Annotated in this window: 21 protein-coding genes; 15 read left to right on the plus strand and 6 right to left on the minus strand. The window is 42.8% G+C overall.

What is annotated here, in order from left to right; genetic code table 11:
• Positions 1–18 precede the first annotated feature (18 nt).
• On the minus strand, positions 19–978 hold the full coding sequence (locus tag AACT52_RS26750) for an NAD-dependent epimerase/dehydratase family protein (RefSeq protein ID WP_073627474.1): 960 nt from the start codon (positions 976–978) through the stop codon (positions 19–21).
• Between the two features lie 126 nt (positions 979–1,104).
• Between AACT52_RS26750 and AACT52_RS26755 the strand changes: the two genes are divergently transcribed.
• Positions 1,105–1,638: a GNAT family N-acetyltransferase gene (locus AACT52_RS26755; RefSeq protein ID WP_073627476.1), complete on the plus strand. Its 534-nt coding sequence runs from the start codon at positions 1,105–1,107 to the stop codon at positions 1,636–1,638.
• Between the two features lie 105 nt (positions 1,639–1,743).
• Here AACT52_RS26755 and AACT52_RS26760 read toward each other — a convergent pair whose 3' ends face one another.
• A complete protein-coding gene (locus AACT52_RS26760) occupies positions 1,744–2,349 on the minus strand; it encodes a protein-S-isoprenylcysteine O-methyltransferase (protein ID WP_083629981.1) in 606 nt (201 codons plus the stop codon).
• An 88-nt stretch (positions 2,350–2,437) separates the two neighbouring features.
• The gene (gene hemE, locus AACT52_RS26765; protein WP_073627478.1) at positions 2,438–3,493 is read right to left on the minus strand and encodes a uroporphyrinogen decarboxylase; all 1,056 of its coding nucleotides are present in this window, start codon (positions 3,491–3,493) and stop codon (positions 2,438–2,440) included.
• A gap of 147 nt (positions 3,494–3,640) precedes the next feature.
• Here hemE and AACT52_RS26770 point away from each other — a divergent pair, with 147 nt between their 5' ends.
• The 11 genes from AACT52_RS26770 (at position 3,641) to AACT52_RS26820 (ending at position 12,547) form a co-directional block, all read left to right on the plus strand.
• The gene (locus tag AACT52_RS26770) at positions 3,641–4,405 is read left to right on the plus strand and encodes a hypothetical protein (RefSeq protein WP_073627480.1); all 765 of its coding nucleotides are present in this window, start codon (positions 3,641–3,643) and stop codon (positions 4,403–4,405) included.
• Between the two features lie 324 nt (positions 4,406–4,729).
• Complete coding sequence (locus tag AACT52_RS26775; protein WP_041037465.1) at positions 4,730–4,930, plus strand: hypothetical protein; 201 nt, start codon at positions 4,730–4,732, stop codon at positions 4,928–4,930.
• Between the two features lie 202 nt (positions 4,931–5,132).
• Positions 5,133–6,392, plus strand: a complete 1,260-nt coding sequence (locus tag AACT52_RS26780; protein ID WP_073627482.1) for a GNAT family N-acetyltransferase — start codon at positions 5,133–5,135, stop codon at positions 6,390–6,392.
• A gap of 117 nt (positions 6,393–6,509) precedes the next feature.
• Entirely contained in the window at positions 6,510–6,968 is a 459-nt protein-coding gene (gene ruvX, locus AACT52_RS26785; protein WP_073627760.1) for a Holliday junction resolvase RuvX, read from the plus strand.
• Positions 6,969–7,102: 134 nt separating this feature from the next.
• Positions 7,103–7,675 (plus strand): DUF3727 domain-containing protein, encoded by a 573-nt coding sequence (locus tag AACT52_RS26790; protein ID WP_073627484.1) that lies wholly within the window; start codon positions 7,103–7,105, stop codon positions 7,673–7,675.
• Positions 7,676–7,758: 83 nt separating this feature from the next.
• Positions 7,759–8,838, plus strand: coding sequence for an endolytic transglycosylase MltG (gene mltG, locus AACT52_RS26795; protein ID WP_083629984.1), 1,080 nt, complete (start codon positions 7,759–7,761; stop codon positions 8,836–8,838).
• A gap of 89 nt (positions 8,839–8,927) precedes the next feature.
• A complete protein-coding gene (locus AACT52_RS26800) occupies positions 8,928–9,473 on the plus strand; it encodes a YqeG family HAD IIIA-type phosphatase (RefSeq protein ID WP_073627486.1) in 546 nt (181 codons plus the stop codon).
• Between the two features lie 1,231 nt (positions 9,474–10,704).
• Complete coding sequence (gene proB / locus AACT52_RS26805; RefSeq protein WP_073627488.1) at positions 10,705–11,814, plus strand: glutamate 5-kinase; 1,110 nt, start codon at positions 10,705–10,707, stop codon at positions 11,812–11,814.
• A 124-nt stretch (positions 11,815–11,938) separates the two neighbouring features.
• On the plus strand, positions 11,939–12,163 hold the full coding sequence (locus tag AACT52_RS26810; protein ID WP_073627490.1) for a DUF2281 domain-containing protein: 225 nt from the start codon (positions 11,939–11,941) through the stop codon (positions 12,161–12,163).
• A 2-nt stretch (positions 12,164–12,165) separates the two neighbouring features.
• Positions 12,166–12,453 carry a type II toxin-antitoxin system VapC family toxin gene (locus tag AACT52_RS26815; protein WP_073627492.1) on the plus strand — a complete coding sequence of 96 codons (288 nt, stop codon included), beginning with the start codon at positions 12,166–12,168 and terminating at the stop codon, positions 12,451–12,453.
• Positions 12,454–12,475: 22 nt separating this feature from the next.
• Positions 12,476–12,547, plus strand: coding sequence for a hypothetical protein (locus AACT52_RS26820; RefSeq protein WP_143172715.1), 72 nt, complete (start codon positions 12,476–12,478; stop codon positions 12,545–12,547).
• A gap of 81 nt (positions 12,548–12,628) precedes the next feature.
• On the opposite strand, the gene AACT52_RS26825 is transcribed toward AACT52_RS26820, so the two are convergent.
• From AACT52_RS26825 to AACT52_RS26835, 3 genes are read right to left on the minus strand one after another with little or no spacing between them, the layout of a single operon-like run.
• A complete protein-coding gene (locus tag AACT52_RS26825; RefSeq protein ID WP_073627494.1) occupies positions 12,629–14,212 on the minus strand; it encodes a DUF262 domain-containing protein in 1,584 nt (527 codons plus the stop codon).
• Positions 14,209–15,255 (minus strand): hypothetical protein, encoded by a 1,047-nt coding sequence (locus tag AACT52_RS26830; RefSeq protein ID WP_073627496.1) that lies wholly within the window; start codon positions 15,253–15,255, stop codon positions 14,209–14,211. The genes AACT52_RS26825 and AACT52_RS26830 overlap by 4 nt, the downstream gene beginning before the upstream one ends.
• A complete protein-coding gene (locus tag AACT52_RS26835; RefSeq protein ID WP_233153789.1) occupies positions 15,256–16,413 on the minus strand; it encodes an AAA family ATPase in 1,158 nt (385 codons plus the stop codon).
• A 652-nt stretch (positions 16,414–17,065) separates the two neighbouring features.
• Between AACT52_RS26835 and AACT52_RS26840 the strand changes: the two genes are divergently transcribed.
• The 3 genes from AACT52_RS26840 to AACT52_RS26850 are packed head-to-tail and all read left to right on the plus strand — an operon-like array spanning position 17,066 to position 20,477.
• Entirely contained in the window at positions 17,066–19,444 is a 2,379-nt protein-coding gene (locus AACT52_RS26840) for a molybdopterin oxidoreductase family protein (RefSeq protein ID WP_083629987.1), read from the plus strand.
• Position 19,445: 1 nt separating this feature from the next.
• Entirely contained in the window at positions 19,446–19,904 is a 459-nt protein-coding gene (locus AACT52_RS26845; protein ID WP_083629998.1) for a molybdopterin oxidoreductase, read from the plus strand.
• Between the two features lie 12 nt (positions 19,905–19,916).
• On the plus strand, positions 19,917–20,477 hold the full coding sequence (locus tag AACT52_RS26850; protein ID WP_073627498.1) for an HPP family protein: 561 nt from the start codon (positions 19,917–19,919) through the stop codon (positions 20,475–20,477).
• The last annotated feature ends 27 nt before the right edge of the window (positions 20,478–20,504 follow it).

Below are 20,504 nucleotides of genomic sequence, written 5' to 3' on the forward strand. Positions count from 1 at the left end.
CATCAAACGAACCTGATATTACTTGCTTAATGGCTCAACACCACTGATTTTCAAAACATCACTCACCGTCGCACAGTAATTTGGTAAACCGAAACTGCCGGGATTAATAAAATTTTGGTAACTAAAATGCCGATAGTTCATACAGAATCTATCCCAAGCAGCCATCTGAATGCGGAACAAAACGATAATTAAATTGGCTAAAGATATAGATAGAGGGATGCGAAAGTAAATCTTTTTCCCAAGGTAGGCGCAAACTTCTTCAATTGCTTGATTAGCAGTTAACTGCTTTTGACCTAAAACAAATGAGCGCGGTTCGTCTTCTTTGGGAGGATTATCAATCAAATACCGCACGACAGTGGCAATATCTCGTCCGTGGATGAAGTGGAAACTGCCATCAGCCTCAAAAAAGCGAATCAAATCTATATATTTCGTGACTTCTGGAATACCAGATGTTGAGTGAGAATAGGGTTTATTGCGATCGCCACCCAGCACTAAAGTCGGAAAAACAGTGGTCACTTTGGGCGCTATGGCTAACTGCGATATCTTTTGCAAGCAATCGTACTTGGAACGGATATAATCTGTACCCAGTTCCCCTGCTTCTTTCAAGGGTTGGTTGTTGCGATCCAAAACGCTGGCGGTGGAAAAATAAATCACTTGTTCGCATCTGTTTGGATCTAGCAAGTTGAGCAACTCGTGCGTTTTGTGTACATTAATATCAAATGTTGCTTCACCGCCCCAAGCCGTTGCCGTTAGCACAGCAACATCTATCGTTTTCAGCAAGTCGGCAAATTTCCCTATTTCTTGCATATCACCCTGCAAGACGGTAACACCCGGACGTGCTTGAGTATCTACTTGCAGTTTCTTTGGGTTCCTAACTAGCAGATACAGTTCGTGTTGAGTTTCTTGAATTAAAGCTTCACTTATGTAGTGACCGATACAACCACTTGCACCCGTTACTAAAATCCGTTTCTGGCTCATAAAGAGTTTCAAATAAGATTAAGGCATTATGAATTATGAATTGTGAATGAGAAAAAAGTTTCAAGATTCATAATCTATAACTTTTATATGAGCAAAAGCCCTTACTGGTATTAAAAATGATTCTACATGACTATCATTGCTGAAACTGACCGCCTAATTATCCGTACCTGGATTCCAGAAGAGGATGCAAAACAAGCTTTTGAGATATACAGCGACGCTGAAGTTACCCGCTTCCTGATCACCAAAGCAGAGAGTCTTGAAAGCGTAGTAAATATACTGCAACGATGGGTAACAATAGCTGCCCAACTCAATAATGGAACTGGTTTATGGGCAATGGTTCTTAAAGAAACTGGAGAAATTGTAGGAACTATTGTCCTCATGCAACTACGAGATGAGGATCAACAATTCACACAAGATTATGAAATTGGTTGGCATTTGAAAAAATCCGCTTGGGGTAAGGGATACGCGACGGAAGCGGCAAAAGCAATTTTAGATTACGGATTTAACACCTTAAAACTACCCGTAATTTGTTCAATTGTACAGCCCGAAAATACTGCGTCAATCCGTGTTATCCAGAGGTTAGGAATGATTCCAATAGGACGCACAACCCGATATTACAAAATGGAACTTGAAATGTTTAACGTAGTTGCCCCAACTTAGTACAATTGCACCCAACTTGTATACACTATTGTGTGCTATTATTGTGTCTGATTTTATAGGCGTGCAGCAAGCCGCCGCTCTTGCGTGCCGTTGCTCCGCAGCGTGTCACCCTAACTCCGCCGATGAATGTGGAAATTTTGGAATCACTCGCCCTGTGCGAGACATATAGTCTCGATACTGTTCCCCAAACGTATCGAGCATCATCTGCTCTTCTTGAGGTACTCTCAAAAGATACATCGGTAAAAACGATACGATGTTGAACAGTCCATAAATCCAGTTATGTAGGAGAAGCGCTTGGGCAATTCCCCAAAGCAAAAAGGATGCATACATTGGGTGGCGAATGTAGTGGTACACTCCAGTATCGACTAGCGAGTGATTCTCTCGAATTTCTAGTGAGGCTGACCAATTCAAACCCAAGTCTGCATGGGAACGCCAAAACAGCCAGATAGCAATGAGGAAAACACCTGTGCCGATCCAACCAGTCCAATCAGGAAGGTCGTATGCAGCAAACTCTAGCCAAGGTGTGAAAACACCAAGTAGAGGCAGGATAAATATGCCTATAAATGCTAAAAAAAGGAACAGCTTCTCTTCTTGGGTTTTACGTCCGTCAGTAATCTTGTTCTGCTTTACTTGGCGCGAAAAGTAAACGCGAATCGCTATTATAGCACAGAAATAGATGATAAAGACAACTTTTCGAGTAGCTTCAGACATCTTTTGACCTCAATAGACTCTAAAGGAAATACTGTGCCATAGCGATTAGACAGTCAGGGGCGCAAAGCCGCGCCCCTAACCTCGGCTATCATACAACTGCACTGCTGAGTTGCTTTGCTGTTTCAAAGAAGAAAGCGACATTCTCCTCTGGAGTTTCTGGAAGCACACCGTGACCGAGATTAAGAATGTGTCCCTTGTTACCTGCTTTGCGAACAGTATCGAAAATGCGATCGCGGATAAATTCTTTGGAACCAAACAGCACACCTGGATCAAGATTTCCCTGCACTTTGACGTGCTTACCTAATCTTTCCCGTGCGTCTGCCATATCCACTGCCCAGTCTACAGTGATGATATCCGCGCCCGATAATGCCATCCTCTCTAGCAAACCTGCACTACCACTCACCAACAGAATCAGGGGTGTATCAGGATGAGTTTCCCTGACTTGCTGGAAAACTCGCTGCTGATAGGGGAGTGCGAAAGTTTCGTAATCTTGAGGACTCAACTGTCCCGCCCAAGAATCAAACATTTGCACAACTTGAGCGCCACAGTCAATTTGGTAGCGGACATAAGTGGCGATCGCATCTGCAAATTTTGCCAGCAGCTGATGCAGCACCGTCGGGTTTGAGAACGCCATGTTTTTGATGATGGAATAGGTTTTGGAACCTTTTCCCTCCACAGCATAAGCTGCTAATGTCCAAGGTGCACCGACAAAGCCCAACACAGTTGATTGGTTCCCCACTTCTTGCCGCAATGCCTGCAGAATTGTTTTAATAAAAGGCAGGGATTGCTCTGGCTCTAACGGATGCAGGTTATCGACTTGTTCCTGGGTGCGAATGGGCGAGTCAATGATTGGTCCTTTGCCTTCAGCGATATCCATATCAATGCCTAAACCAGGAAGCGGCGTGACAATATCAGAAAACAAAATCACTCCGTCCGGTTGGAAGGCTTTCCAGGGTTGCAAGGATACCTCAATCGCTACTTCTGGTATTTCCGAGCGATCGCGAAAAGAAGGATACTTCTCCCTTAAATCTCGGTAAGCTTTCATATATCGTCCCGCTTGTCGCATCATCCATACGGGGGGACGGTCTAACACTTCACCACGAGCTGCCCTGAGGAGATAAGGTTCATTGGAAGAAATACCCATTTAACAGTTCATCCTAAACTCTTTTTTATGTCATTGTTTAGCTTATCATTCCAGGATTCTCCTTTTTGAAGAGCAAGAGCGTTTGGGGTGCAGATTGCAAAACTTCTACTCATATCCGACTCAAAACTTAATAAATATTAAATTCTTATGCAACCCCATTCAAAACAACCCTCTCAGAAAGTATTTTCTGGTAAACCCAAAGCGCGAAAGTTTTTAATACCCCGATTCGAGCGCCGGAGTTTCTTCATCCAATTTATGCTTATGACCTTTTTAGGATGGGTTGTAGGCGGAATTGCTAGTATAGCCATAGAAAAAACTATTGTAGAGATGCTGCCAAGAGCGGTTTTGCAAGAAAAAATATGGTATACCTTAGCAAAATACTTTAGCAATGGTGTGTTTGCGCTCATTTTCGGTGCAGATCAAGCGCTTGTTCTACGTAGATACCTATCCGGTTGGTTGTGGATGTTTGCCACTAGCCTGGGTTGGCTAGTTGCTAACGGCGTTTCCGCACAATGGATTAACTATATTGCATCTATCGCATCATTAAATCAAATATCTGTTGAACAAAAGGTCATCTTTGGATTTTTGTCAACTATCGCATATATCCTTTCCGGAATTTGGCTTGGGTTTTTCCAATGGTTAGTCCTGCAACGGTACACCACACGTGCTTGGTGGTGGAGTTTTCTGCCTTCAATTTCATTTCTATTCATCAGTATCTTGGTTTGGTTGCTTTCGCTTGTGCAGGAGTTTATTCCACAAGTCAACCGGGATCAGGTTGTGTATTTATGTCAACAAGGATTGACAGCGGTGGTTTTGGGAGTCATTCCAGCTATTGGCTTGTGTAGCTTGAAAACGAATTTACGGTACACCACAGGGACTTCAACTAGTTCCGACAGGAGTCCCGCACCATAATCTTTGATTTGGTGGTGGGAGGAATGTCGGGGAAATTGGTGCGCGTCCTCTGACCAATTCTTACCGTAGGGAAGAGAGGTCACCAGAGCAGCGCACCAATAACAATCTCTAACCAAAGTAGATGCTTCAAATGCTGGAAGAGTTTCATACCCTTCGTGTGCAATTGTCCTCCTCTTAACTCTTGAGCAAAGTTTACATTTCTCCACAATCTGTATGCCATACATTAAACTTCATTGCAAAGTAAGAAGATTAGGCAAAACAACATGATAAGTATTGGTAATGTAAATCAACAATCGGGAAAGATTCAAGGAGAACACAGTGGCAATGGAATCAAATTTCAGAATCGGCGCAAATGCAGTGCATGATGATTTCAGTGAATATGTTGCCCATCTACAACTTCACATGGCTCTGCAATCTCGCAATCTGGTTCCAACCCTGAAACAGTCTTTGGAAGACAGCCGGGAGCAATTACTCCATCAAACCCAAGCCAATTTTGAAAAACTAGTTTCTCGTAGAGCTATCTAGCCTATAGAATTGTTAAATAAAAACGAAGTAAAACAAACATAAAAGCAGATTTTGTGAAAAGAACGCTAAAACTGTTCTCACGAAATCTGCTTGCTTTGCATTAAAGTTTACGAAAATCACCCTTTTGGCTCAATAGAAAGGAGCTCAAAGCCGTTAAGATTATTATTGCAGCAGTTCCTTTGACCCAGTTACTATAGGCGCAATGGCGGCTCGAATGAAAATGGCCTCATTACTACCCCGAAATCTTAGCGTTGTGATCCGACAAGTCCAATACCGGGACTTGGATGGAATAGAACGCATAACTCAAGAGTCATTCTCCGCCCAAACCCCCCAGGGAGCCACTGATGCAATGCGGCAGATGCAATGGCTGCGGCGCTGGTATGGGTTGCTGAAGTTTTTGAATTGGTTTCCCAACCCGCTACAGTATAAGTTTTGTGCATACGTAGCAGAACAAGGGCGTATGCTTCTGGGGATGATCCAAGTATCCCCGTTTAATCGCACCCACAGCACCTGGCGTGTTGACCGCGTCATGCTAGAACGTGGAACTGATAAGCAAGGTATTGGGTCGCAACTTTTGCGCTATTGCTTTGAGTCGATTGTGGAAGCTCGAACTTGGATTTTAGAAGTCAATGTCAATGACAAAGATGCATTGGCGCTATACCGTAAAAATGGATTTCAGCGCCTAGCAGAAATGACATACTGGGAGATAGAACCAGAGTTGCTTCAAGAATTGGCACAATCAGAGCCAGACTTGCCCAATCTACTGCCGGTAAGTAATGCTGATGCTCAACTCCTCTATCAACTCGATACATCATCAATGCCGCCTTTAGTACGGCAGGTGTTTGACCGCAACGCTGATGACTTTAAAACAAGTTTGTTCGGCGCTTTAACACAAGCAGTGAAGCAGTGGGTGACAAAAACAGAAGTCGTGAGTGGTTACGTTTTTGAACCCCAACGCAAAGCGGCGATCGGCTATTTTCAAGTACGACTTGACCGCAAAGGTCAACAGCCCCATATGGGAACACTGACAGTTAACCCAGCTTACACTTGGCTGTATCCTGAGTTGCTGTCTCAACTGGCACGGGTTGCACAAGATTTTCCTCCACAGGCTCTACAACTGACCTCAGCCGACTATCACCCAGAAAGAGAAGAGTATTTGGAGCGAATTGGCGCAAATCGCAGAGAACACACCCTGATGATGTCTCGCTCAGTGTGGCACAAACTGCGGGAGTCAAAATTTGTATCCCTAGAAGGAATTCAATTACCCGAAGTATTGCAAGGTTTACAACCCGCACGCAAACCCATTCCAGGTGGTATGTCATGGGTACAAGCACAGCAAGTGTCGCCAGATAGAGTAGCGCAACCTACTAAAAATACAGAAACTGTTGCATTTTCGTGCAACAACAACTGTAGCGTGGAAGCATCTAGCCAAAGCGAGTCAGCAGATGCACAGCAGGAGTAATTCATAGTGGCTTTTGAACAGGGAGAAGCAGACAAGGAGACAAAGGGACAAAAAGAGATGGCGACAGGCGAACATCTCCCCTTGTCGTCCCCCTTACCCCTTGTGCCTGCATCCTCCGTGCAAAAGGAGTATATTTCCGCTTTGGGATTAGATGTTGGTCGCAAGCGTATTGGTGTAGCAGGATGCGATCGCACTGGTTTGATAGCCACTGGTATCACTACCATACAGCGGACATCGTTTGAGCGCGATGTGGAGCAATTCCGACAACTCGTCACTGAGCGTCAAGTGCAAGTGCTAGTCGTTGGATTACCTTATTCTATGGATGGTTCTTTAGGGTTTCAGGCACGTGAAGTGCAGAAATTTACCAAAAGACTTGCCAAGGCTCTCAAACTGCCAGTGGAATATGTTGATGAGCGATTAACTTCATTTCAGGCAGAGCAGATGCTTATAGCAGAAAAGCGATCGCCCTCTCGTCACAAAGAATTGATTGACCGCAAAGCAGCGTCTCTCATCTTACAACAATGGCTGGATACAAGGCGATCTAGCTCCAAAAGCACATTAGTCTCTGCTGATTAATAATGCAACCTTTGAACATGATATTCTAAAAATTATTAGCCAGCTGTACTCCTATTTAATTGATAATATGTTTCACAAGAAACAATCACGTCATTGTCAAAATTGCTGGTAGTTATAAATTATAGAGCTCGGCTATGTCACCCTCACAATTTCCTGAAGAAAATGACCAAACTCAAGCTGGTTCCATCACTTTGACTGATGACAAAGGGAGAAACCTCGAATGTTACATTGAGCATTCACTCACAGTAGATGGTCAAGAGTACGTTTTGCTTCTTCCTGTTGACTCACCAATAGAAATTTTTGCTTGGCAAGGTGATGGCGACGAAGAAGAAGCCATTTTAGTAGAAGATGAAGCGACAATTGAGCAAATTTTTGGCATTGCGCAAGCTGTTCTGGCTGAGCAAAATCTGCTCTTGAAAAACACGGCTTATGCTCTGACTGTTGAAGGTGAGTTACCACCAGTGGAAGAGTCAGAACTGTTTACCCTAGAAATTGAAGACGAAGGGACAGATTTAGAGCCAGAGCAATTACAGCTACTATCGAGCTTCTACCACGAAGACCAGGAGTACGCAATTTATACTCCCCTCGATCCACTGCTGTTTTTTGCACGCATAGCTAAAACTGGTAAACCAGAATTACTGTCCCCAGAGGAGTTCCGTAAAGTCCAACCCTTGTTGGAAGAACATTTGTTTAATGAAGTCGAATAAGATGGAAAATTCAAAATTAAAAATTAAAAAAATCAGAAATTTTAATTTTTAATGAAGAATTTTTAATTATCATCTTATGTAAGATGAGTAATTTGCAAAAAATTTGGAAGCGGTCTTTTCTATTGGGTGTGCTGCCGTTGACCGTTTTATTTTGTGGTTGGCAAGGTTGGGCGTGGTGGAGTTGGGCAATAGCACCAATCCAACCAGTAAAACTTGCTGCAACGGCAGATAACTCGGTAAAAGGGCTACAAATTCAAATCCCTCCCGGAACGGGATCACAGCAAATCGGTGGTTATTTAGAAAAGGCTGGTTTAATTCGCTCGCGCTTGGCGTGGAATTTGTGGGCGCGTTACCTGGGGTGGAAAGACCCTGAAGGTAATTTTAAAGCAGGAAGGTATCAACTTTCCCCCACCCAGCCTTTACCAGATCTCGCCCAAAAAATTTGGCGGGGAGAAGTGGTGCAAAATAGTTACACCATTCCCGAAGGCTGGTCATTGCGGCAAATGGCAGCTTATTTTGAGGAAAGAGCATTTTTCTCCGCCAAAGATTTTCTTGCAGCGATAACTCAAATTGACCGTAGCCAGTTCCCTTGGCTTCCCGCGAATCTACCTTCGTTAGAAGGATTTTTATACCCAGATACATACAAGATTGCTAGTGGTGGCATCACTCCCCAAGATGTTATCAAACAAATGCTCAGTCGCTTTGAGCAAGTAGCCCTGCCACTGTATCAAAAAGAACGCAACCGGACTTCTCTTAACCTCAAGCAATGGGTGACTCTCGCTAGTATTGTGGAGAAAGAGGCAGTGGTAGCGAGTGAGCGACCCCTGATAGCTGGGGTGTTCTTTTCTAGACTGCAAAAAGGTATGCGCTTGGAAAGCGACCCAACAGTTGAATACGCTTTAAACATCCGTCAAACAGCAGATCAACCTCTGACTTTGGCTCAAGTTCGCACTGCATCTCCCTACAACACCTATCTCAATCCTGGCTTACCACCCAGTCCTATTGCTTCCCCAGGTTTAGCAAGTTTAAAAGCTACACTTGATCCAGAAAAAACTGATTACTTATATTTCGTGGCACGCTACGATGGTACTCATGTGTTCAGTCGTACTTTACAAGAACACGAAGCAGCGGTTGCCAAAATCCGTAAAGAAAGAAGCGGTTAGTAGTCCTTTGTCCTTTGTTTAAAGCTAATAACTCATGACGAATGACTAATGACTAATAACTAATAACTCATGACGAATGACTAATGACTATGAGCTGGAACAATCTCTTACAGCCTAACTTGATATTGGAAGGTTCAGTGTTGAACCTCACACCAGACATGATCCAAAAATACGGGCTGAAGGGGCTGGTGTTGGATGTAGATGAAACATTAGTACCAATTAGAGTAGCCTCAGCTTCTCCTGAACTGCAACAGTGGGTAGAACAAATTCGTCCCTATGCAAAGTTGTGGTTGGTCAGCAATAATCTTAGCGAAGCCCGCATAGGTGGAATTGCTCGCTCTCTCAACGTGCCTTACTTCTTAGGTGCTGCTAAGCCCTCGCGGCGTAAAATTTGGGAAGCACTCCAAGCGATGAATTTGCCCGAACACCAAGTCGCCATGGTCGGCGATCGCTTATTTACTGATGTCATAGCAGGTAATCGCTTAGGAATGTTTACTATTTTGGTAGAACCAATTATCCATCCAGATGTAGCTCTGCGTTCCCATCCGATACGCAACTTTGAAGTTTGGGTATCTGAAATTCTCGGTGTCTCGATTACTCCTAAAACAAAGAGGTTTACAAAGCTTGACAAATAGTCAGGAAAGTAAATCTAAAGAAACAATTAAGAAATCTTGATTTGACACAAAAATCGGGGATCATATAAGTATAAATAACATGGGGTCAGCCAAATAAAGACCCTAGTCGATAACAAGTCAATATAAAAAAGCAAAGCGTCAGTCTCAACATATAAAGGGACTGGCGCTTTACAATTGAGTCAATTCTCGTCAGCACCCCGCACTAAAGTGACGGGGCTTCATGCCCTAAGTTTTAGTTAGCTGACCCGACTCAGTACCTTGTGTACTACGTTATCGGTAAGTGTTAAAATTCCTACTCCGGGATGCGTGATGCCAGTCCCGCGACACTAGAACCAAATGGTTAACCAGCTTTACGAGGGGTAAGGCAGTGCTGCTTGGAAAGTACCGACCCGAACTTTCGAGGCTACGATTACTGGTGCAGCACCTGCGTTCCCGGCATACAGGGATTAGGGTAAACACTGTACCTCTGTTTACTCACCCCGATTAGGGGGGCGGCTAAAAATAACGCCGTGTCGCGTTTCCTCCGTGGTCTAAAGACACACGGTTTCCACGCTTCCGGAGGTTTTTAGATGAGCTTTTTGTCATCAAACCAATGACTTATGACCAATGACCCTTCGGGTATGCCTACGGCACGCCTGACGGCGTTCACGTAGTGTGCGCTTTGCGCTTACGCCAGATGCCTGCGGAGGGAAATCCTCCCGCAGCACTGGTCTCACTAATGACTAAAACGATAAACAAAAAAGTTTACAAAGCTTGATAAATAGTCAGGTAAGTAAATCTAAAGAAACAATTAAGAAATCTTTATTTGACACAAAAATCGGGGATCATAATAAGTATAAATAACATCGGGTCAACCAAATAAAGACCCTAGCCGATAACAAGTCAATATAAAAAACCAAAGCGTCAATCTCAACACATAAAGGGGCTGGCGCTTTACAATTTAGTCAATTGTCCTTAGTTCTTTGTCGTAAAACGAATGACTGATCACTAATGACATCATGTCCGGTTGAATACTTATCATTCCCACACAACCCCACCCCCGTAAAGCTACGCTTCACGTCCCCTCCCCCTCCGGGTTCGCCAGTCGCCTACGGCGGGAAACCCGCCTGCAGCGCTGGACTCACCGCTAGCGGGGAGGAGATTAAGGGGTGGGGTGCAACCAACGTGCTAATTACAACTAATTAACCGGACATGATATGACTAATGACTGATGACTAATGACTGATGACTAATGACTAAAACGATTGTCGTCAAAATTGGCACTTCCAGCCTGACTCAACCAGAAACCGGACAACTGGCACTTTCCACGATCGCCACTTTAGCAGAAACCCTTTCACACCTACGACGGCAAAATCATAGGGTGATTTTGGTGTCTTCTGGCGCTGTAGGGGTAGGTTGTGCGCGGCTGGGTTTAACTGAACGCCCGAAGGCGATCGCTTTGAAACAAGCAGTCGCAGCAGTAGGACAAGGCAGGTTAATGCGGATATACGACGATTTATTTACGACTCTGCAACAGCCAATTGCTCAAGTTTTGCTCACTCGCAGTGATTTGGTACAGCGCAGTCGTTACCTTAACATCTACAACACATTCAGGGAATTACTGCAACTGGGGGTCATTCCGGTAGTGAATGAGAATGATACAGTTGCAGTGGACGAACTGAAATTTGGTGATAATGACACCCTTTCTGCCTTAGTTGCTAGCCTAGTTGAAGCAGATTGGCTATTTTTGCTCACCGATGTAGATCGGCTTTACTCAGCCGATCCCCGTTCTGTACCCGATGCCCAGCCGATTGCTTTAGTAAGTAACATCAAAGAATTAGCAGAATTACAAATACAAACAAGCACGCAAGGTTCCCAATGGGGTACTGGTGGTATGTTTACCAAAATTTCAGCAGCAAGAATTGCGATCGCTGCTGGTGTTCGCACCGTCATTACCCAAGGACGATACCCCCACAATATAGAAAAAATTTTACAGGGCGAACCCATTGGGACTCACTTTGAACCGCATCCTGAGCCAACTTCTGCCCGTAAACGGTGGATAGCTTATGGCTTGGTTCCTGCGGGGAAACTCTATTTAGATGAGGGAGCAGTGCTAGCAATTTCTGGTGGTGGCAAATCGTTGTTAGCTGCTGGTATTACCGCAGTGCAAGGGGAATTTGACATTCAGGATGCGGTGCAATTGTGCGACAAAAACGGGAATGAAATTGCCAGAGGATTGGTGAACTACAGCAGCACCGAACTGCAAAAGATTCGTGGACGCCGTTCCGGTGAAATTGCCGCTATTTTAGGTTATGTTGCTGCGGAAACTGTGGTTCATCGGGATAATTTGGTGTTGACGTAGGAAGCAATAAACCTACTTTAAACCTAGAAAATCAGTGGCAGATATTCAAGAGTTGGATAGGCAGACGGCTGCAATTATGGCAGAAATTCAAGCTATTTTGGAGAGTTAAATAGGGAGAAAATATATGAACTTGGAGCAAGCTGTCTTAGAAAAACTGCGGCAGTTACCTGTAGATAAGCAGCGAGAGGTATTAGATTTTGCTGAATTTCTGCACCAAAAAGTGACTCCTAAAGCTCCCTTACGCAGCGTCAAGGGACTGTGGGCTGACTTAGACATTGAAATTACAGAAGAAGAGATTGCCCAAGCCCGAAAAGAGATGTGGGGAAATTTCCCTAAGGAAGACATTTAATCATGGTAGCAGTTGTAGCCGATACTCATACCATCGTATGGTATTTGCGGGAATTACCCAGATTATCAGAAGCGGCACTAGCAGTTTTGGATGGTGCGACTGCTGCCGGCGATCCAATTTATGTATCTTCCATTTCTGTGGTAGAAGTTGCTTACCTGGTGGAAAAATATAGATTACCGGAAGCGGCTTTTGAGCAGCTAGTTGAAGTTTTATCTGATCCAGGTTCTGGTTTGGCGATCGCACCTTTAGATTTAGCCATTGCCCAAACCCTACAAAGGGTGAATTTATGACCCCTGTTGGGGTTCTGGAGGAATGTTTGTCCAGTCGGAGAAGTTTGTCGAAGCGCATGGGGAAAAAATTGGCGATATTTCCATTTATAGGTAATTTCAGGACTTTAGCAATGTAGCAGAGCAAATGGTAATGAACCAGATATACCAAAGAACAACGAAGGAGAGTTCGGGGAATTTAATTTGTATATCTAATTCCCCTTTTTTCTACAAACTCTTTTTCTTTCTCTTTCAAAACTTTTTCTCTTTCTGAAATAAAACTTTCTTTATCTTGTTTATATAAAATAACCATTTCTTGTGTTATAAAATGCCGATTCAAAACTTCAATGGAAGAAGTTTCAATAAAATTATTGGTCTGTTTTTTCTCCTTATCTTCCTCAAATTCAGATGACAATCTCAGAATAATATTAGCTGGAGTTCTGTCTTTTTTTGAAGAAGAGGAAATAAAAATTTCTTTTACTCCTTCTCTGTCTTGAATCTCACTATTTTCAATTATTGACTTTAAATAAAATAATTGCAACGCCTTTGATCTCACACCTGTAAAATTTAATTTATCTGGATATTTAGCTGTATTAAAAGGTAGATCATTATCAACTCTATAAATTCCATCAAGATGCTCTCCTTTTGCAAACTCACAGAATACTTGATACGCACTTCTTTGTTGACTTAAAGAATATAGTGTGAAATAGTTGGAATAGGTTGTTACCCAAAACCATTTTTTTAAGGCTCTACATTGTTCAAGTGTAGGTTCTGGATTTAGTCTAAAATATTCGGAAATAAAAATTAACTGAGTTGGATAAGGCAATAAACGAATATCTATTACAAATAATTTTTTATATAAAAACTCCACGGCTTTTTTGATATGTGTATATGCATTGTTGGTTAACGATTCCAAATCTGGTTCTGACTTTTGATTCGATAAATCTTCTATTTTTACATCAAAATAAATTCTTCCCTTTGCATTAGAAATACAATTTACAATGGTATCTCTCTTCAAGTCTTCAAAATTGTAAGCATTTAAGCTATTAAGGAATACAGTGATCGATTCACTAAGCAAGAATCCTGTTTCTTCATTATACCTAAGTGCTGAAAGCATATAGTCTTCAGAAATTTCTGTGCCTGTTGAGTTTATTCTTGAAAATATTTCAACAGCACTTCTTATATCTCCTCCCCTTATTTCCACATAAGGTAATTTATATTTATGTAAAATACTATGCAAATTTCTTGCATTATCAATGTATCTATTTTTATCAATTTCTGTAATGTCTTCTTTATCTAATTCACGAAGCAAATTAAACAATTCACGATTATCATAAATTTCATAAAGAGGAATCGAAAAGATATTTTTATCTTTTTTATTTCTTATATAGCTAAAGCTATTTTCTTTGATATCAAAATAAATTAAAAAGTTCTTAAGCTCAGTATTATTTTTTTCTTTGTATTCTTTAGGATTAGTCAACACTCCAAACAACGTAGATATTCGTTGAAATCCATCCAAAACATACTTAGTATCATCACTATCTTCTTTTTTTATCATGTAAAGACCTATTTGGTCTTTAGTTTTATAACCTTTGGTCTTCCAAAACAATAAACTACCTATTGGATAACCTTTTAAAATGCTATCAAAGAGGGCAAGAATTTGAGATGATTTCCAAACAAAATCTCGTTGAAATATAGGAATTATATACTCTCCATTAGCTATGTCATCCAATAAGTCTTCAAGATATATAGTATCGGGTTTGACACTTATTTTATCATTCATATTATTTTCGCCATTTTAAGTAAAATTTGTTCGATTTCAGAAACTGATTCGTTTGCTTCTGCGAGAAAAACTTTGTGGTGTTCACATCTTTGTTCAAAATCACGGTAAGAAAAAGGAGCAAGAAACATTTTAGGAAATTTATCTTTTATTTCCGATTTACCTATTCCTATATTATTTTGGTTGTATTCTATAAAATCCAAATCATCATTTGTTTTACTCTCTAAATCAGTTTTCTGAGCCTGAGTTATTGATGTAATATTCTCAAATAGTATATTTAAAGGTATATAATTTTCAATTTTTATTTTGTATAAAATATGCCATGCCAAGAAATCAGTGGGTTCGTGTCTGTAATCAATATCTTGAATAATCGTAATTGTTTTTGATTTGAAGTATTCAATTTTATTTTTATGAGGTGTTACATCCATTTGAAATTTTTTATCACTATCAAAAATAGCCATCAACTTATATTTAAAAATATTTTTGTAACGATCATTATCTATCCAGCGTTGTGCTATTTTTGTTATCTCCCCAACTCCACCACAATTATCAGATTCTATAATTTCATCTTTTATAGCCTGGTTTAATAATTGATAAATAGACCGTCTCTTTGTTTTGCCGCTGCTATATTTGTGGCAAATACCTTTAATAAATTTCCAATCATTAATTCCATTTTCTACTATAACTTTTGAGCGTTGTGTAATAATTTTGTAGGCATGACTAGGGTGGATTTCTTTATTATTTTTATCAAGACCAATAACAATATGGCTAAGGTGCTGTTTGTGCAAACTGGTGATGGGTTTTTGGCTTTTTTTATTTAAAAACTCTTTTAAGCCTCTCCGATCATTGGGTGAGAGATATGTTGTAGAAATTACATTTGAATCAAAAATATATTCGCGTTTTTCGTTATAAAAAATCGCATCAATACTTTTGATATCTATAAAGTGAAGGTTAGCATTCATCAAAGCTATAAGTATTTTAGCTAAGGCAGCTTGTATCTCAGCATCTTGACTTTGAAAAACGATGGGATTGAAAGAAATTATCATTTATTTTTCGTCTTTTTTATTAAGTGCCTTTTGCATTTCCAATATTTCTTTCAAGCCCTCATCAAAAACCCCATCTCGCCAATCGCTCAGAACCCCATCTTCATCAATTGTAATTTCCATTAATTCTTGCCCTTTGAATTCAGCATCTTCTAACCAGTAAATTACTACATCATCCTTTGTGAAACCAAAATCATTTTCAACAATTAGCTTACGAAGACGTAAGAGTATATTTTCAGAATGAGTTTCTATGATAAAAGTCTGATTATTTTCCTTCGCAGATTTTGCAAATAACTCCGCCAAATCACCATGTGCCGCAGGATGCAAATGTAGTTCAGGCTGTTCTAAAACAATCATAGAATCGGGTCTATCAGTAACATTAGCTCGCACTACCAAAGGCAAAGCTTGATTCATTCCTTGCCCAACATCTACAATATTTACATCGGTATCATTTTTAGAAAGTAAAATTTGAATAAGAGGTTTTTTATCCCTATCATCTACCTTTAATTCCCAGCCGTCAAAATGTTCTCTATACCACTTCCCTACATTTTTATATAACTCATCGTCTTTCTTTAATTTACTTATTCCAAGCATCGCGTAGGCATTTTCACCTGTGACACCGATGTCTCGAAATTGTGTCTGTCCCGTCAAATAAAAATATCTTTCGGGCAAAATTCTAAAAGATCCGATATAATCAACATCAATTTGCTCTATTTGAAAATTTATCGATAAATTTTTAATGGTATTTTTTTCGGTAAATTTAGTAGGAATAAATCCTTTAAATTCGCATTTATAGAATTTTTTACTAATAGCGTCAAAGTATCCATCATCATTAAGTTCAAGTTCAAATTCCTGTGTATTATCTTTATATTTCCATTGAAAAACATCTAATCCATAGCCGTCCACTTTTTTTAGTAAACCAACTTCTATTTGTACATTGTTTTCAAATACAATCTGAAAAATTAAAGGAATTCCAGCTGGGTTATTCTCAAAAAACAAATTATCAAACTCTCCACCCAATTCCACACCATTGTTCTTTAATAACAACGGTTCATCAATATTACCCATAAGCGAGTTTTCAAATAAGGTAAATAGTTTGGCAATAGAACTTTTACCTGAACTGTTTTTGCCAATCAAAACAGTAATTGGCTTTAATTGCATTGTCTACTTTTCGTAAAATGCTTTATAATTTTCAAATGAAACGGATTTTACTTTCATAATTTTTAATTATTAAATTTGCAAACTCAAGTATCAAGTATATTTTTTTATTATTGTTTATTCTGTATCAGTTACGTTTTTTAGGAATTGCGATCGCTTTTCCTTTTCAGGACTTGACCAACTTAGATCAGCCCTGAGAGATTATACTGCTGACAGTCAAGGTCAAACTGGCATTCCTCAAAAACAAGCGATCGCTGTGAGAAAAGTTGCTAATATTGTCAGATTAGTGCCGTGAGGGTGGTAGCATGGGCGGGGCGACTCTCCTCCCATCTAAGCCAAGAAATGGGCGCGTATAGTCGCATGCTTGTGAAAGACTCAAGAAAGTGTCAAATGATCAAGAATTTAACACAATTTCACAAATGAACGTTTTTATAACACAAGCTGCTTAACATTTATTTGTAGCCAAGGTAACACAGAAAAATCCTCCTTAGAAGAGTAGCTCAACTTCAACGCTTTCGGTAGGCTTACAGTGAATTATATGTGTTGTCGAAAACAAAGTATTTGGTTATGAAAATTACTAAATAATTGACATTGCTTAGAGATTGATGTCTCCATCTGGGATAAAAGCAGCAACCATAAACTCACAAGAGGAAGAATGCATCAAACGCGGGATAGCATTACGGATGTTTGGGGTCAGCGTACCCCCTTTTTTGGTGATTGGCCTGTCCGAGTCGATGAGCGATCGCTCGAAGAACCCGATCAATGGGTGCAATCGGCGTGCGTTCTTTGCTCCAACGGTTGTGGCATGGATATTGGAGTCAAAGACGGACGCATTGTCGGGGTGCGGGGTCGTGAAGTAGACATCGCCAATCATGGGCGACTCGGACCCAAAGGGCTAAACGGTTGGGAGGCAAATAACAGTCCAGACCGCCTCACGCATCCGCTCATCCGTCGTCAAGGAAAGTTTGAGCAGGCAACTTGGGATGAGGCAATGGACTTGATTGTGCAGCGGTCAAAAGACATTGTCGTAAAGGACACTAGTGGGGCGATTGGCTTCTATACCACTGGACAGTTGTTCATTGAAGAATACTACACGCTAGGAGTCATTGGCAAGGCGGGTCTAGGGACGCCTCATATGGATGGCAACACCCGCTTATGTACCGCGACTGCTGCTGCTGCCCTGAAAGAGTCGTTCGGAACAGACGGTCAGACTGGCTCTTACAAAGACCTGGATACGACTGACGCTATTTTGCATGTCGGGCACAATATCGCTTCTCAACAAACCGTATTGTGGATGCGTATTCTCGATCGCCTAGCTGGACCCAATCCTCCAAAAATTGTTGTCATTGATCCGCGCAACACGTTTACGGCTGCCAAAGCTGATGTCCACCTATCCCCCCGCGTGGGCACCAATATCCCGGTGATGAACGGCTTATTAAACCTGATTATTGAAGCGGAGCAAATTGATCATAAGTTTATCAACGCGCATACGGTAGGGTTTGAGAACTTAAAAGCTGTCGTCAGCAAGTGGACACCTGATCGCGTGGAACAGGTCGCAGGCGTTCCTGCGGATCAGTTACGGGCGGCGGCTGAGATTCTTGGTTCAGCATCTACACTGACATCCACCGTTTTGCAAGGTGTGTATCAATCGATGCAGGCGACTGCCGCTGCCTGTCAGGTGAATAACTTGCATCTGATTCGGGGACTGATCGGCAAAGATGGCTGTGGTGTTTTGCAGATGAATGGACAGCCGACCGCACAAAATACCCGTGAGTGCGGCGCAGATGGCGATATGCCAGGATTTCGCAACTGGGGCAATCCCAACCACATCGAAGAACTGGCGCGATTGTGGAACGTAGATATCAATATCATTCCGCACTGGTCGCCACCAACCCACGCGATGCAAATCTTTCGCTACTGTGAGCAAGGTTCGATTAAGATGCTCTGGATTAGCGCCACGAACCCAGCGGTTTCAATGCCCGAACTGCACCGGATTCGACAGATTCTGGCAAAAGAAGACTTGTTTGTAATCGTCCAGGATGCCTTCATGACCGAAACGGCTCAACTGGCTGATGTGGTGCTTCCTGCTGCAATTTGGGGTGAAAAAACAGGCACCTATACCAATGCCGGACGGACGGTGCATATTTCCCACAAGGCGATCGCTCCACCCGGTGAGGCGCGATCAGATCTGGATATCTTCTTAGATTATGCCCGCCGCATGGATTTCCGGGACAAAGACGGCGCACCGCTCATCAAATGGCACGATTCTGAAAGTGCATTTGAAGCCTGGAAGGAATGCACTCGCGGTCGTCCCTGCGACTATACCGGAATGAGTTATGCCAAGCTGACAGGTGGTTCTGGTATTCAGTGGCCCTGCAACGAACAATTTCCTGAAGGAACCAACCACCTATATACGGATGGGATATTCAACACTGCTGCCGACTACTGCGAAACGTTCGGGCAAGATTTTGATACCGGGGCTTCTACGAGCGAAGAAGAGTACCGCGCCAACGATCCAAAAGGGCGAGCACGGATTAGAGCCAGCGATTACCAACCGCCGCACGAGCAACCCGATGAGCAGTATCCCCTGATGCTAACCACCGGCAGACTCGTCTATCATTTTCACACCCGTACCAAGACAGCACGGGCAAAAGCGCTTCACGACGCCGCCCCCGATGCATTTGTGCAAATCTCCCCAGAAGATGCCCAAGACTACGGCATTGCGGAAGGTGATTTGGTGGAAGTAGTATCGCGACGGGGACGGGTGGTCGAACCTGCCCGGATTGGCGATATCGAACCGGGGTTAGTCTTCATTCCCTTTCACTATGGATACTGGGATAAAGCTGATCGCCCCCGTGCCGCCAATGAACTCACTCTGACAGAGTGGGACCCCATCAGTAAACAGCCCCACTTCAAATATGCGGCTGTCTATATTCGTAAGCTTGAAGGCAATGAACCGCACAAGCAGACCGCGCCTGTGGCTGAGACAGTCATGGATTCAGGCAAGGACGTAATGACGAAAGCGGAGGTGTGAAATGCATATTGGGAACTACCTGGGGCTACTTGATGCCAGCGAACAGCAGCTCGTAGATGCACTCCTGTTGGTGGCAGATCATCACGGCGATGAACCCGATATCTATCAGACCTGCCAGCTTGTAGCGTCTTGGTCACAGGAGGCGATCGCGTCCCTCCAACCGTTGATTGAACGCTACTCAGAGGAGAAAAGTGACGAACCAGAGCGATTGACTCAGGTACTCTTTGCCGGACCCCGCACCGGTAGCCTTGCTCTGATGCGTGACCTCCACGATTTGTGGTTGCTGGCGAGCGAGGTGCAGCTTTGCTTAGGAGTGCTAGACCAAGCCGCCAAAGCTCTGCGTGACCCAGAGTTAGAAGCCTTTTGTCAGCGGTTTACTGCGCAGACCAAACGGCAGCTTGCCTGGTTGCACTCTCGCATTCAGCAAGCTGCACCCCAGGCGCTCGTTGTGGCAACCTAACGCTTAAACAACATGAGTCAACAGCATCAGAAGAACAAGAATGGCGTTGGGCAAAAATGGCTGTGGTTTGCAGCACTCCCTGATGTCGTATGGGCACCCCTGACCGCTGGGGGATTGATGTTAATGGTTGGCATCATCGGGCTTTTGGCACACCAACCCTGGCTCTTTCCTAGCTTAGGTCCAACTGCCTTTTTGCAGGTTGAAACCCCAGGACAGCCTACAGCCAGATTCTACAACACCGTAATCGGTCATTGCTTGGGACTGGGAGCAGGCTTTTTATCGGTTGCCCTGGTAGGAGCACAGGCGGCTCCAGCCGTTCTCTCGACCCACCACCTGACGCCGATTCGCGTTTGGGCTGCCGTGCTAGCCGTGGGATTGAATATGCTGTTCGGATTACTTCTGAAAGCCTCTCATCCCCCAGCAGCGGCAACAACGTTACTGGTTGCATTAGGTGGCTTCGAGATGACCGTACATGGCGCACTAACCGTTGTGGCTGGAGTGATGATTGTTGCAACCGTTGGGGAGGTACTTCGGCGCATCCGCTTACAGGCTAATCCAGTGCATTTTTCTTAACCTGTCACGAATCAGTACACTCGAATC

Origin of the sequence: Scytonema sp. HK-05, from assembly GCF_963872035.1 — a bacterium.
Taxonomy (GTDB): Bacteria; Cyanobacteriota; Cyanobacteriia; order Cyanobacteriales; family Nostocaceae; genus Kalymmatonema.

Excerpts from the sequence above, each read along its gene's own strand:
- AACT52_RS26750 (WP_073627474.1), bottom strand. The coding sequence starts at position 978 with ATGAGCCAGAAACGGATTTTAGTAACGGGTGCAAGTGGTTGTATCGGT.
- AACT52_RS26755 (WP_073627476.1), top strand. The coding sequence starts at position 1,105 with ATGACTATCATTGCTGAAACTGACCGCCTAATTATCCGTACCTGGATT.
- AACT52_RS26760 (WP_083629981.1), bottom strand. The coding sequence starts at position 2,349 with ATGTCTGAAGCTACTCGAAAAGTTGTCTTTATCATCTATTTCTGTGCT.
- hemE (WP_073627478.1), bottom strand. The coding sequence starts at position 3,493 with ATGGGTATTTCTTCCAATGAACCTTATCTCCTCAGGGCAGCTCGTGGT.
- AACT52_RS26770 (WP_073627480.1), top strand. The coding sequence starts at position 3,641 with ATGCAACCCCATTCAAAACAACCCTCTCAGAAAGTATTTTCTGGTAAA.
- AACT52_RS26775 (WP_041037465.1), top strand. The coding sequence starts at position 4,730 with ATGGAATCAAATTTCAGAATCGGCGCAAATGCAGTGCATGATGATTTC.
- AACT52_RS26780 (WP_073627482.1), top strand. The coding sequence starts at position 5,133 with ATGGCGGCTCGAATGAAAATGGCCTCATTACTACCCCGAAATCTTAGC.
- AACT52_RS26790 (WP_073627484.1), top strand. The coding sequence starts at position 7,103 with ATGTCACCCTCACAATTTCCTGAAGAAAATGACCAAACTCAAGCTGGT.
- mltG (WP_083629984.1), top strand. The coding sequence starts at position 7,759 with ATGAGTAATTTGCAAAAAATTTGGAAGCGGTCTTTTCTATTGGGTGTG.
- AACT52_RS26800 (WP_073627486.1), top strand. The coding sequence starts at position 8,928 with ATGAGCTGGAACAATCTCTTACAGCCTAACTTGATATTGGAAGGTTCA.
- proB (WP_073627488.1), top strand. The coding sequence starts at position 10,705 with ATGACTAAAACGATTGTCGTCAAAATTGGCACTTCCAGCCTGACTCAA.
- AACT52_RS26810 (WP_073627490.1), top strand. The coding sequence starts at position 11,939 with ATGAACTTGGAGCAAGCTGTCTTAGAAAAACTGCGGCAGTTACCTGTA.
- AACT52_RS26815 (WP_073627492.1), top strand. The coding sequence starts at position 12,166 with ATGGTAGCAGTTGTAGCCGATACTCATACCATCGTATGGTATTTGCGG.
- AACT52_RS26825 (WP_073627494.1), bottom strand. The coding sequence starts at position 14,212 with ATGAATGATAAAATAAGTGTCAAACCCGATACTATATATCTTGAAGAC.
- AACT52_RS26830 (WP_073627496.1), bottom strand. The coding sequence starts at position 15,255 with ATGATAATTTCTTTCAATCCCATCGTTTTTCAAAGTCAAGATGCTGAG.
- AACT52_RS26835 (WP_233153789.1), bottom strand. The coding sequence starts at position 16,413 with ATGCAATTAAAGCCAATTACTGTTTTGATTGGCAAAAACAGTTCAGGT.
- AACT52_RS26840 (WP_083629987.1), top strand. The coding sequence starts at position 17,066 with ATGCATCAAACGCGGGATAGCATTACGGATGTTTGGGGTCAGCGTACC.
- AACT52_RS26845 (WP_083629998.1), top strand. The coding sequence starts at position 19,446 with ATGCATATTGGGAACTACCTGGGGCTACTTGATGCCAGCGAACAGCAG.
- AACT52_RS26850 (WP_073627498.1), top strand. The coding sequence starts at position 19,917 with ATGAGTCAACAGCATCAGAAGAACAAGAATGGCGTTGGGCAAAAATGG.